The sequence below is a fragment of the Streptomyces albidus (ex Kaewkla and Franco 2022) genome, assembly GCF_013870515.1.
Lineage (GTDB): Bacteria > Actinomycetota > Actinomycetes > Streptomycetales > Streptomycetaceae > Streptomyces > Streptomyces albidus.
In genome coordinates this window covers 1-12,253 of the sequence record NZ_JACBXA010000181.1, presented here as the reverse complement: position 1 = coordinate 12,253, position 12,253 = coordinate 1, and the positions used below count along the sequence as shown (strand labels likewise).

Here is a 12,253-nt window from a genome sequence, read left to right as displayed (position 1 = left end):
GTACGGGTTCCTGGTGACGCCGTGACGCGGGCTGTCCGTCACGCCCTTCCAGCCGAACTCGGGTGTCGTGGTCCTGCCCAGGAACACCGCTCCGGCATCGCGCATGCGCGCGACGGAGGGTGCGTCCTCCTCCCACGGGCCGTCGGCCGAGGAGGACCAGGAGCCGCGGAGGGTCGGCTTTCCGCGCTCGAGCAGGATGTCCTTCACCGTCACCGGGACACCCTCGAGCGGGCCCTGGGGCTCACCACGGCTCCAGCGCTCCGCCGATTCGCGGGCCTGGGCGAGTGCCGAGTCGCGGTCGATGCTCACGAAGGCGTTCACGTGCGGCTGTACTTTCTCGGCCTGTTCGAGTGCCGCACGTGCCACCTCGACGGGGGAGAAATCTCCTGTCGTGTACCCCGCAACGAGCTGCGCGGCGGTGAGGCTGCTGAGATCCGACATGGCGGAGCCTTTCGAGTTGTGGCCGAGGGTGCCGGTGAGTGGTTCGGAGGAGTCCCGCGACGGGCGCCGGGGCGCAGCCCCGAAGGTGCCCCGCCGTGCCGGTCCGGCACGGGGCGGCGTCGAGAGTGGATCAGGTCGAGGGAACGTAACCGAGCCCCTTGTCGACCACGTTCAGCAGGGGCTCTCCCGCCTCCCAGCGGTCGAAGTTGTCGAGGAACTGTTCGGCGAGGTCGTCGCGCCAGCCGATCGTGTCGCCGCTCATGTGCGGCGAGATCACGAGCCCGGGCACCTCCCACAGCGGGCTGTCGGCGGGGAGCGGCTCCTCGGCGAAGACGTCCAGCGCGGCCCCGGCGATCCGGCGGGAGGTGAGCGCCTCCACCAGGTCCCCCTCGACGACGTGCTGGCCGCGGCCGACGTTGATGAAGTGCGCGCCGGGCTTCATGCGGGCGAAGGCCGCGGCGTCGAACATGCCTCGCGACTCCTCCGTCAGCGGGGCGACGCACACGATCCAGTCTGCGTCACCGAGCAGTCCGCCCAGCGCGTCGTTGCCGTGTACGCGTCCGAATTCCGGGTCGCCGGTCCGTTCCGTACGCCCGACGAGGTCCACGGTGACACCCAGTGCCATGAGTGTCCGGCCAATTGCCCTTCCAATTGGTCCGGACCCGACGACAACACCTCGGGTGCCGCCGACCCTTTTTGTCTCCCGGTGTTGCCAACGGTGCTCGCGCTGCAATTCCCAGCTGCCGCGAAAATCTTTGGCCAAAGCCAGAGTGAGACCCGCCACGTATTCGGCGATGGGTTGGTCGAAGACCCCCCTCGCGTTTGTGATCACGGTCTCAGGTGAGGCCGCCAGCTCGGGCAGCAGACGGTCGACTCCGGCGCTCGGGGTGTGCACCCAGCGAGGGCGCGGACCACCCCCCGGCCAGGCCTGCTTCACGGCGTCGGACAGGAAGTCCCACACGAGCAGCACGTCGGCCTGCGGAAGGTGCTCGACCAGGCTTTTCTCGTCCGCGTGGACGACTCGGGCACGGCCCGAGAGGCGGTCGAGCCGCGGCAGCGGATCGGTGTCGAGAACAAGGAGGGTGGGCTCGGTCATCGGCAGGAAACCACTTCGAAACGAGGGGGCGGTTGACTGATCGAGATGGCGCAACTCCACGGCGGGATCCCGGTCCAGATGCAAGGATTGACCACGGTAGGTAGCGCAAACTACCGTCGTCAATGAAGGCATCTGTCCCGGCGTTCCGGCTAATGCCGGCTTCTTTGTTTTCCCTTCTGGCCTCAGGCCACCCCTCCGTTCTTTGGGGCTCAGCTAATGGATGTCTCCTTCCTCGGCGGACCGCAGCCACAACGCGGTGTCGGAATCGTCGCCCCGTTCGACTTCGCTCTCGACCGTGAGCTGTGGCGGTGGGTGCCCGACGACGTGTCGCTGCACCTGACCCGCACTCCTTTCGTCCCTGTCGAGGTCAGCCTCGACCAGGCCCGCCTCGTCAGCGAACACGAGACGCTGCGCGAGGCCGTACAAGCTCTGTACGCGGTTGCCCCCGAAGTGGTGGCCTACGCCTGCACCTCCGGCAGCTTCGTCGGCGGCACCGCGGGCGAGCGGTCGATGACCGCCGCCATGGAAGCGGCCTGCGAGATCACCTCGCTGACGACCTCGGGCGCCCTGCTGGCCGCCCTGCAGGAGATCGGCGCCCGGCGCGTGGCTCTCGTCACGCCGTACACGAAGTCGGTCACCGACTCACTGGAGGACTACCTCGGTGAGGCCGGCATCGCGGTCACCGGCCGCAGCTACCTCGGGCTGACCAAAGAGATCTGGCGCGTGCCCTACCGGGACGTCGTCGACATGGCCCGCGAAGCGGTCGCCGACGCACCGGACGCCCTCTTCATCAGCTGCACGAACCTGCCCACGTACGACGTCATCCCGCAGCTGGAAGCGGAGTTGCGCATGCCTGTGCTCTCCGCGAACCAGGTGACGATGTGGGACGCGCTGCGCCGCCTCGGCAAGGAAGCCGTGGGGCCGTACCAGGCGCTGCTCGACCCGGTCGCACGCCGTGGCCCGGCAGCGATGACCCCGTCCCCGACCCTGCCGGTCACTCAGCCGGAGTCGGCCGAGCCCGTCGAGTCGGTCGAGCCGGCGCTTACAGTCGAACCGGAGGCCGCGCTGGCGAGCGCGGGCGCCGAGAGCGGCGAGCCGCTCGAGGGATTCGACCCGACCTACCCGTCGAGCTACACGGACGAGTGGGGCGGCGGCAGCCAGCCGCCGGTGTGACGGCCGAGCGTGTGAGTTGCGGCACTCCGTAGCCGTGCACACGGTCGCGACAGCGACGACGACACCACCACAAGAAGGGCGCCGGACTTGAAGGTCCGGCGCTCACCCGTGCCCGCACGTCCGCAACCCCGGGCCGTACGGGCACGGCGCCGGAGCACCGGCGGGCGCAAGCAACCTCATCAGGCACCGCACATCAGAGGACTCAGGAGGCGTAGATGGCTCAGGCGGCAGCGCAGTCGCAGGCGGTGGGATTCCTCTACCCCGGCTTCTCGGCCGAGGACGACTACCCGCGACTCGAAGGCATCCTGGCGGACGCCGGCGCCGACGTCCGGCTGCCGCTCGTCCACACCGACATCGGTGAGGACGCTCACCGTGCCGACGCCCTTCTGGAGATGGGCTCGGCCAAGCGTCTCGCCGCCAAGGTCGAAGAGGTCAAGCAGTACGGCGTGCAGGCCGTCGTCTGGTCCTGCACCAGCGCCAGCTTCGTCTTCGGCTGGGAGGGCGCGCACGAGCAGGTGCGTGAGCTGTCGGCCACCGCGGGGCTGCCCGCTTCCAGCACGTCCTTCGCCTTCGCCCACGCCGTACGGGCGCTGGGCGCGGAGCGGGTGGCCATCGGGGCCACATACCCGGAGGACGTCGGTGAGCTCTTCACCGCGTTCCTCAAGGCCGCGGGCACCGAGGTCGTCTCGATGCGCGGCAGCGGCATCATCACCGCCGCCGAGGTCGGCACCTGGGGCAAGGAGGAGGTCCTCGCCCTCGCGCGGGGCGGCGACCACCCCGAGGCCGAGGCCGTGCTGCTCCCGGACACCGCCCTGCACAGCGCCGCATGGATCGAGGAGATCGAGGCCGCTCTGGGCAAGCCGGTGCTGACCGCGAACCAGGTCACCGTCTGGGAGGGGCTGCGCCTGCTGGACATGTCGGTTCGCTGCCCGGCGCTCGGCAAGCTCTTCACCGTCTGACACCGAACGCCGTTCCTTCCGGCCGGAAGAGGACCGTCCGGCCGGGGAAGAGACGACCGTCCACGGGAAGAGATCGCCGCCGCCTGCCGTTGACTCTGCGGAAGGCACCAGCAAGTCGAGGGAGGCGGCACCCGTGGACGACGTAGAGGCCACAGCAACCGGCAGCGGCAGCGACCGCATCCGGGGCGAGGCGAAGGGCAGCGCTCCCGTCCCGCTCTCCGTCTTGGACCTCGCGAACGTCGGTGAGGGCTACACGTCCGCCGACGCCCTGCGGGCCACCGTGGAGACCGCACGGCTCACCGAGCGGCGGGGCTTCACGCGGTACTGGATCGCCGAGCACCACTCCATGCCCGGCGTCGCGAGCTCCTCGCCCGCCGTGATCCTCGGCCACCTCGCCGCCCACACCGACCGCATACGGCTCGGTTCGGGCGGTGTGATGCTGCCCAACCACGCGCCGCTGGTCATCGCCGAGCAGTTCGGCACGCTGGAAGCGCTCGCTCCCGGCCGTGTCGACCTCGGTCTCGGGCGGGCACCCGGTACGGACAGCGCGACCGCGGCCGCCCTGCGCCGCACCGGCCCGTCCGGCAGGGGAGGTGGAGCGGACGACTTCCCCCAGCAGCTGGCCGAGTTGATCCACTTCCTCGACGACGGCTTCCCGGACGGTCACGGCTACGCCCGTATCCACGCCGTGCCGGGGCCGGTTCAGGGCGAGGTCTCCAGGCCTCCCGTGTGGCTCCTCGGCTCGTCCGGGTTCAGCGCCCAACTGGCAGGCAGGCTGGGGCTCCCGTTCGCCTTCGCGCACCACTTCTCGGCCGCCAACACGCTTCCGGCGCTCGAGCTCTACCGCGAGAGCTTCAGCCCGTCGGCGGTGCTCGATTCCCCGTACGCCGTGATCGGTGCGGCAGCGCTCGCCGCGGACGACGAACAGCAGGCGTATCGCCAAGTGCTCACCGGCGCACTGGGGATGCTGCGGCTGCGCAAGGGCCGGCCGGGCCTCGTCCCCACGCCCGAGGAGGCCGAGGAGTATCAATTCAGTGCTGTGGAGCGCGAGTTCGTGAACAGCTGGCTGGCGAACGTGACTTACGGCACGCCCGAGGCCGTACGCGACGGACTCGACGCCCTCGTCAAGCGCACCGGTGCCGACGAACTGATGCTCACGGCCAACGTCCACACCCCGGCCGCCCGCGTCCGCTCCTTCGAACTCATCGCGGACGCCTACGGGTTGGACTGAGCCCGCACCGGGCCGGAGCGGGTTCGGCTGACGGGCCGGCGCCGGCCGTCAGCGCAGAAGCGGCCGGCCGGTCAGCGAAGCAGTGCCGAGATGCAGTGTGCGGGCATGGGCTTGGCGTAGTGCCAGCCCTGCCCGGTGTCGCAGCCGATGCGCCGCAGCCGGTCCGCCTGCGCCGAGTTCTCCACGCACTCGGCAGTTACTGTCAGGCCCAGTTGGTGGGCGAGCCGCACGAGCGCGGTGACGATCGTCTCGTCCGCCGGGTTGGGGTGCCGGGCGGCACGGAAGCCCCGCACGAACGATCCGTCCAGCTTCAGAGCCCGCACCGGAAGCCGGCTGAGGTAGGCGAGGTTGGAGTAGCCGGTGCCGAAGTCGTCGATGGCGATGCGCACGCCCATCTCGCTCAACGCCTGAAGGGCCTGCAAGGGACGTCCGGCCGAGCCCATGACGGCCGACTCGGTCAGCTCCAACTGCAGCAGCCCGGAAGGCAGTCCGGTCTGCTCGAGAACCCGGCCGACGTCCTTGACCAGGTCCGAGTCCCACACCTGCCGCACGGCCACGTTCACGCTGACGTAGACCGGCGGCCCCTTGTGCTCCAGCATCCAGTCCCTGGCCTGGCGGCACGATTCCTCCAGGACCCAGCGGCCCAGCGGCACGATCGCGCCGTTCTCCTCCGCGAGCCCGATGAAACGGTTCGGTCCGAGCTTGCCGAACTGCGGATGCTGCCAGCGCACCAGGGCTTCGACGCCCCTCAGGGTGTCGTCGTCGAAGCCCACGATCGGCTGGTAGTCCAGTACGAACTCGCCCCGCTCGACCGCGCCGCGCAGCCCCGCGGAGAGGACCTGCCGGGTCATGCGGTGCGCGTTGCGCTCCGGGTCGAAGAGCGTCCAGCGGGCCTTGCCGTCGGCCTTCGCCCAGTACAGCGTCGTATCGGCAGCCTGCATCAGCTCGGTGGGCCCGGTGCCCCGCGCTTCGCGCTCCACCACGCCGATGCTCGCTGACACCGTCAGCCGCTGCCCGCCCAGTTCGAAGGGCTGCTGGAGAGCTTTGAGCGCGGCGTCCGCGAGAGCCGTGAGCTGATCCGTACCGGTCGAGCCGTCGACCAGCAGCGCGAACTCGTCGCCGCCGAGCCGAGCGGCCAGGTGCCTCTGGCCGCCGACCTCCGCGCACTGGGTGAGCCGTTGCGCGACCGCGTCGAGCAACTCGTCGCCGACGCGGTGTCCGAGGGTGTCGTTGACCGCTTTGAAGCCGTCGAGGTCGAGGTAGCAGATCCCGACGCGGCCGGTCGCGGTGTCCGAGAGGGCCGTCGCCAGCCGCTCGAAGAAGAGCGTCCGGTTGGGCAGCCGGGTCACCGGGTCGTGCATCTGGAGATGCCGCAGGCTCTCGCGCAGATCGCGCTCCTCGCTGACGTCGGCGACGGAGAGCAGGGCCTCGCCGTCGTGTGCGGTCGGAGTGAGCGTGATCTCGGCCCAGAGGGTGTGGCCGTCGGGGTTCTTCACTCGCCTCGTGCAGCTCATCCGCCGGACCTCGGGCGTTCCGGCGCCCGCGCGGACGCTGTGCCTGCCCCGCGCACCGGTGCCCGCGCTCGCGTACGGGGACGCCGCCGGGTCGAAGGCGCTGCGCAGGGTGCTTCCGTCGAGACCGAGCGAGGGGAGATCGGTCAGGGACGTCGAGACGAGGGACTCGGGTGAGGCACCCAGAAGAGTGCCGAGAGCGTTGTTCGCACTGACGACCCGGCCGTCGCGGTCGACGATGGCCATGGCAAGGCGTGCGGCGTTGAAAGCTGCCCGGAAATCGCTGTCGCGCTTCCGCCCACGCCACTCGGTTCTGTTGTGCCATCCGCTCAGTGGGCGGCTACGCTCCGTGTCCTTCTGCGGTTGAGTTCCGATGGCGTCGCCGGAGTCCTTGCCCGGTCCTTCGTTGGATCCGTTCACCAGTCGCTCCCGCCGGGGGGCTCGTCGCGTGCGAATCAGCCGGGCGGTAGGCCCGAGGCGCCATGCGGCGATCCGCGCTGGAAATGTGCCGATCATAGAGGTTCAGGCGTGAGCGGAGCCAGCAAGCATGGCCTCTCACCGGGTCGTTGGTACGGGTGAGACGAGAGGGCACACACGAGGGTGACCGTTCCTGCAGGAGTGCGAAATCAGGTCTGAGCACCTTCCGCTGCGCATCACACACAGTAGTCATATTGCCGCTCACGCGCATGGTCTAACGGAACAGGACGTCACGGACATTCCGGGCAAGGGTTGAAGGGTCCTTACTCCCTGCTCCAGTGAGGTCGACACGTGGCGGAATGGCGGAGGTACGGCTCGCGCAGGGCATCTTCCGTGCGGTGCGGTTGGCGCCGGACGGGGTCTGTCCTGATGGCCCTCACCGCATTCATAGGCATGGCGCTCTTCGCGGGGCCGGCGACCGCGGCAGCAGTCGCCGCGCCGTGTGCCCTACCGCGAACGGGCGCCCACCACTCCCTCGGTGTCGACAGCTGGGACACGGCCTATCCGCGGCCCGAGCGCCGCATAGACGCCGCGATGCTCTTCCTGTCCTTCCCGGACGCGAAGCCGCTGGCCACCCCCGACGAGCTGGCCGACGATCACTTCCCGGCCACCTCCGAATTCTTCTCCCGTGCCTCCTACGGGAAGTTCCAGCTCCGCACCCACCCGGTCAAGCACTGGATCCGGATGCCCTCCAGTTCGCGCTCCTACGGCATAGAGCGTGACTGGGAAGCCCGGCAGCGGACCCAGTACCTGCGGGACGCGATCGCGGCGGCCGATCCGGAGATCGACTTCAGCCGCTACGACCTCGTCTACCTCGTCGCGGATCCGGACGCCCGGGGCGTCGACTCGGACGCGACGAAGGTCGTCAACTTCGACACCCCCATCCAGGCCGACGGCGCCGAACTGCGCCGCCTCGTCACGGTCTTCGAGCAGAGCCCGCCCGACCGCCACGTCCTCGCCCACGAGACCGGCCACGTCTTCGACCTGCCGGACCTCTACCAGCGCCCCGTCTCGGGCCTGGCCGACTGGGACACCTACGTGGGCGACTGGGACCTCATGGGCAGCCAGTTCGGACTCGCCCCCGACCTCTTCGCCTGGGAGAAGTGGAAACTCGGCTGGCTCGGAAGGCAGAACGTCAGCTGCGTACCGTCCGGCCGGGGCTCCACCGTCCACACCCTGCGCCCGCTGGGGAGCCATCCGCTCCGAGGACCGCGGGACAGGAGGCTGGCAGTGGTACGTACCGGTCAGCACGAGGCCCTGGCGATAGAGGCCCGCGACTCCGAGGGCAACGACCGCGGGCTGTGCTCCCAGGGGGTGCTCATGTACTGGGTGCGCAGCGACCGCGCCTCTACGTACGGCCCGGTCAAGGTCGTCGACGGTCACCCCGGAACCCGTGCCTGCACCAACGGTTCGGTCTACCCGTCGCTGGCGGACGCCCCGCTCGGTGAGGGTGAGAGCTTCACGACGGATCGCGGGGGCGGGGTGCGCGTGGAAGTCACCGGGCACAGCGCGAAGGACGGATGGCGGGTGAAGGTGACGCGGAAGGACGGGGCCGTCTAGCCCGGGGGCCCGGGCCGCCGTCGTCGGTACGGGCCCGGGCCGGGGTGGTTCAGCGCGGAGGCCTCACGCCCCTGGTCCGTACGGCCGCGGTGCCGCCCAGTTCGTCGAGCAGCTGCGCCAGCATCTTCTTCTGCTCCGCGAGCCTGCTCTTTCCGAACCTGCCGGCGAGCCGTTCCTCCAGCGCCGCGCGCGCTCTGCGGGACGCCTCCACCGCCTCCCGCCCGCGAGGCGTCAGCTGCACGCGGCGCACGCGGGCGTCCCGGGAGTCGGGGACGCGCTCGGTGTATCCGAGCTGTTCGAGTTCTGCGACCGCCTTCGACGCTCCCTGCTGGGTCATGTCCAGTGCGGCGGCGAGTTCCCCGATGGTGGGCTGTGCCTCGATCAGGTGCTGGAAGACGTAGCCGTGGGAGAAGCGCAGGTCGCTGAAGCCGTCGTCGGTGAGCCGGTCCTGGACGAGGCCGGATGCGGCGAAGCCCACGAACAGGGCGAGGGTGGCGGTGTCCAGGTCGCCGGGTTCCACGGAGTGCTGCATGAGAGAAGCCTGCTTTACTCAACCTTAGTTGTGCAACTATGGTTGTTCATATGTCCACGATTCAGAAGCACCCCGACGTCGAGACGGTGCTCCGCTATCTCCGGGCCGTCTCCCGCTTCGCCACCGGAGAGGAGCTGGCCTCCTTCTTCCATGAGGACGTCGTCCACCGTGAGCTGCCCAATCTGCTTCTTCCGGACGGAGCCGTCCGGGACCTCGCGGGCATGAAGGAGGCCGCCGAGTCCGGGCGCAAGGCCGTCAGTGAGCAGACCTTCGAGGTCGTCAGCGCGGTCGCCGCGGACGGCAGGGTCGCGCTCGAAGCCGTCTGGACCGGAACTCTCGCCGTCAGGGTGGGGGAGCTGCCCGCAGGGCATGTCCTGCGGGCCCACATCGCCTCGTTCCTCGAACTGGACGAGGGCAGGATCACCGCTCAGCGCAGCTACGACTGCTACGAGCCCGTCGCCTCCGCCTGAGCACACGTCGAAGGCCCCCTCACCTGAGGCGAGGGGGCCTTCGATTGTCTGTGCGCCGCCAGGGACTCGAACCCCGGACCCGCTGATTAAGAGTCAGCTGCTCTAACCAACTGAGCTAGCGGCGCCTGGTGACGTCGTAGACCTTAGCATCACGATCCGCTGTTTCGAAAATCGATAGTTCGGCGGACGCGGGGCCACGACCTGCGCGTACGGGCGGCTGACGGAGCCGTGTGCGGCACTCCCCGCGGGAGCGGAGGCAGGCCCGGAGCAGAACCTCGGGACCGGGCAGCCACGGGTTGCCGGTGTCCGGCGCCACGAGCCAGCGGGAGTTGCTGTCCGGCTCGTCATGAGAGGCCGGGATCAGGGCGGGGATCGTCACGGAGTCCCCGAGGCCGTGGCAGAGCAACGAGGGGAACGTTTCAGCAGATTCACCTGACCCCGTCGTGGGGTCCGGTTTCTCCCATCGCTCCCGCCACTCCCCCCAGGCGAGCAGGGAGGGGAGCCGCTGGGCGGTGCCCGGAGCGGCGAAGAGAAGGAGGCGGTTCCGGTGGACGGCGACGGGGCCGCTTCCGGGGCCCGTCGCCCATAAGCGCTCCAGCAGGCGGCGGCCGAGGAGCGGGGCGGCGCTGACCACGTCGAAGGCGGTGCCGCAGGGGAGGACGCGCGGGGAGGTGGGGCGGTGACGCCAGAGCGCGTGCACGCTCTCGGGGAAGACGCTGGCCGACGCGAGCCAGTCGGCGCCGGCGTGGGTGACGAAGGAGGGACCCGAGGCGCCAGGGGTACGGCGCGTGCTCGTGTCCCGGATCAGCTCGAGGAGGTCGGGGTCGCCGACGGGGCGGGCGTGCTGAGGGGGCGTCCCCCACTGCCAGTCACTCATGGGATACAGAAATACCGTAAAAGCTGTTCTGTTTTTAACCGTCCGTCGAAAAACGGACAACAGCGAGCGATCTCGGGTATCTTGCACGGCCTGCATATGCCCCGTCACCGAGTGATACGGGTGGGACGCGAGCGAGGCCTGGGAGGCTGCTGCCGCCGGAGCCGCTACTGCGGTCCGCGGTCGGCCAGCAGCTCCCGTCCGAACTCGATCATCTTCCGGGCGTAGTCCTCCGCCCAGTCCGCGCGCTCGGCGATCGCCGCATCGGAGAGACGGTCGAAGCGCTTGGGATCGGCGAGCTGTGCCGCGGCGATCGCCTGGAACTCCACCGCACGGTCGGCGGCGGCGCGGAACGCCAGAGCCAGCTCGGTCGAGCGCTCCAGCAGCTCGCGAGGGTCGGAGATCGCGTCCAGGTCGAAGAACTGCTCCGAGTTCTCCTTGCTCTCCGTGGGCTCGAAGAGCAGCGGTGCAGGACGACGGAACCGCGGGGTGCCCCCACGCGGGTCCGGAGCCGAATGCGGCTCGGGCATGTGCTTACCTCCATCTGTAGTGGCCGCCGACCATTGTCCCGCTTATCCCCTCCCGTGTGCAGGTCGCGCTCACCAGGGCGTCCGGCGCACGGTGGGGTTCACGGTCGCCAGGGCACGGTGTGCGCCGACAGGTGGGAGAGCACGGCGTGGTTCGCCTCCCAGCCGTCGGGGAACTTCACGGTGGCGCCGAGCTGGACCGGCTCGGTGCTCGGATGGTCGTCGAGGAGCTCGGCGACGCCCGCGCGGCAGACCACGACGCAGGCGTGCCGGTGCCGTGAGGCCAGGACGCACAGCCGGCCCGTCTCCAGATGGAACGCCGTCGCGTCCGGACGCCCCGACAGGGGGTGCAGCACCACCGTCACATCGAACTCCCGTCCCTGGAGCCGGTTCGCGGTGTCGACGGTGACGTCGGCGGCGTGCAGCGCGTCGGGCAGATCGAGCCCGGCGAGAGCGGCGCGTACGGCCGCGGCCTGGTCGCGGTGAGCGGTGCCGACGGCGATGCGCTGGGCGGTGAGGGGCGCCGGCTGGGATGAACGCTCGTCGCTCGTGGACCCCTCGCGGGTGAGCAGGCTGCGTACGACCTGGGCGAGAGCGGCGACGGCTTCCGGGTCCGTACGCGGCGTCAGCCGGGCGGGCAGCTCCAGCAGCCCCCATCCGGAGCCGGCGGCCTCGTCCACGACGCGGTCGGCGGGGGAGCCGGCACCTTCGGCGGCGAAGGAGAGGCCCCGCTCGCCGGGCCCGGTTCCGCTGCGGAAGGGCGTGTACGGATAGAAGGCGGCCGAGACCAGCGGTGCCGCGGAGGCGGGCAGCCGCCAGGAGACGGGCAGGCGGTGCTGGGGGAGGCCCGGATTGTGGGACAGCAGGGTGGTGACGGCGCTCGCCGAGGGGTCGTAGGTCAGGCCGGCCCACTGGTCGGCGCCGACCTGGCTGAAGGGGTCGAGCTGGCCGGGATCGCCGACGAAGAGGGCCCGCTCGAAGAGCCCGGCGACGGCGAGCAGCGCGTCGGAGCGCATCTGGTAGGCCTCGTCCACGATCGCGTGCGACCACGGGGTCTCCGTCTTCACCCAGGCCCACTTCGCCGCCGTGGAGACGACGACGGGCAGCTCGCGAAGGTCGGCGATCTTGGCGGACGGGACGACGTCGGGATGACCGTCGAGCACCGGATCGTAGGGATGCGGGTCGCTGCTGTGCAGACGGCCCAGAGGCAGCGACGGGTCGGCGGTGGCCAGTCGGTCGACGAGGTCGTCGACCTGGGCGTTGGTCTGGGCGATCACGATCAAGGAGCGTCCTGCGGCGACCAGTTCACGGGCGGCGTGGACGACGAGGGTCGACTTCCCGGCGCCCGGCGGTGAGTCGACCACGACTCCGCGGTCGGATCCGTGCAGCGTGTCGTGGAGGA

Annotated in this window: 12 protein-coding genes and 1 tRNA gene; 5 read left to right on the top strand and 8 right to left on the bottom strand. The window is 70.2% G+C overall.

Annotated elements, in window-relative coordinates; all coding sequences use genetic code 11:
- Together H5J26_RS22325 and H5J26_RS22320 are read right to left on the bottom strand one after the other, a co-directional pair.
- Nucleotides 1-441, bottom strand: a 441-nt coding sequence (locus H5J26_RS22325) for an amidase family protein (protein WP_268933124.1), incomplete at its 3' end; no start/stop codon positions are given.
- Nucleotides 442-571: 130 nt separating this feature from the next.
- Entirely contained in the window at nt 572-1,537 is a 966-nt protein-coding gene (locus tag H5J26_RS22320) for a D-2-hydroxyacid dehydrogenase (protein ID WP_181767718.1), read from the bottom strand.
- Between the two features lie 216 nt (nt 1,538-1,753).
- Here H5J26_RS22320 and H5J26_RS22315 point away from each other — a divergent pair, with 216 nt between their 5' ends.
- From H5J26_RS22315 to H5J26_RS22305, 3 genes are all read left to right on the top strand, one after another.
- A complete protein-coding gene (locus H5J26_RS22315; RefSeq protein WP_181767717.1) occupies nt 1,754-2,710 on the top strand; it encodes a decarboxylase in 957 nt (318 codons plus the stop codon).
- Nucleotides 2,711-2,925: 215 nt separating this feature from the next.
- Nucleotides 2,926-3,669, top strand: a complete 744-nt coding sequence (locus tag H5J26_RS22310) for a decarboxylase (RefSeq protein ID WP_181767716.1) — start codon at nt 2,926-2,928, stop codon at nt 3,667-3,669.
- A gap of 133 nt (nt 3,670-3,802) precedes the next feature.
- Nucleotides 3,803-4,900: an LLM class flavin-dependent oxidoreductase gene (locus tag H5J26_RS22305; RefSeq protein WP_181767715.1), complete on the top strand. Its 1,098-nt coding sequence runs from the start codon at nt 3,803-3,805 to the stop codon at nt 4,898-4,900.
- 71 nt (nt 4,901-4,971) lie between these two features.
- Here H5J26_RS22305 and H5J26_RS22300 read toward each other — a convergent pair whose 3' ends face one another.
- Nucleotides 4,972-6,831 carry an EAL domain-containing protein gene (locus H5J26_RS22300; protein WP_181767714.1) on the bottom strand — a complete coding sequence of 620 codons (1,860 nt, stop codon included), beginning with the start codon at nt 6,829-6,831 and terminating at the stop codon, nt 4,972-4,974.
- A 426-nt stretch (nt 6,832-7,257) separates the two neighbouring features.
- Here H5J26_RS22300 and H5J26_RS22295 point away from each other — a divergent pair, with 426 nt between their 5' ends.
- Entirely contained in the window at nt 7,258-8,448 is a 1,191-nt protein-coding gene (locus tag H5J26_RS22295) for a M6 family metalloprotease domain-containing protein (protein ID WP_181767713.1), read from the top strand.
- Between the two features lie 49 nt (nt 8,449-8,497).
- On the opposite strand, the gene H5J26_RS22290 is transcribed toward H5J26_RS22295, so the two are convergent.
- Nucleotides 8,498-8,980 carry a MarR family winged helix-turn-helix transcriptional regulator gene (locus tag H5J26_RS22290; RefSeq protein WP_181767712.1) on the bottom strand — a complete coding sequence of 161 codons (483 nt, stop codon included), beginning with the start codon at nt 8,978-8,980 and terminating at the stop codon, nt 8,498-8,500.
- Nucleotides 8,981-9,030: 50 nt separating this feature from the next.
- On the opposite strand from H5J26_RS22290, the gene H5J26_RS22285 reads away from it, so the two are divergent.
- On the top strand, nt 9,031-9,450 hold the full coding sequence (locus H5J26_RS22285) for a nuclear transport factor 2 family protein (RefSeq protein ID WP_181767711.1): 420 nt from the start codon (nt 9,031-9,033) through the stop codon (nt 9,448-9,450).
- Nucleotides 9,451-9,501: 51 nt separating this feature from the next.
- Here H5J26_RS22285 and H5J26_RS22280 read toward each other — a convergent pair.
- From H5J26_RS22280 to H5J26_RS22265, 4 genes are all read right to left on the bottom strand, one after another.
- Nucleotides 9,502-9,575, bottom strand: a tRNA-Lys gene (locus tag H5J26_RS22280).
- Nucleotides 9,566-10,327, bottom strand: coding sequence for a hypothetical protein (locus tag H5J26_RS22275; RefSeq protein WP_235980927.1), 762 nt, complete (start codon nt 10,325-10,327; stop codon nt 9,566-9,568). The genes H5J26_RS22280 and H5J26_RS22275 overlap by 10 nt, the downstream gene beginning before the upstream one ends.
- Before the next feature lie 164 nt (nt 10,328-10,491).
- Nucleotides 10,492-10,854, bottom strand: a complete 363-nt coding sequence (locus H5J26_RS22270) for a hypothetical protein (RefSeq protein ID WP_181767710.1) — start codon at nt 10,852-10,854, stop codon at nt 10,492-10,494.
- A 98-nt stretch (nt 10,855-10,952) separates the two neighbouring features.
- The coding region (locus tag H5J26_RS22265) for an AAA family ATPase (RefSeq protein WP_181767709.1) at nt 10,953-12,253 on the bottom strand (1,301 nt) is incomplete at its 5' end.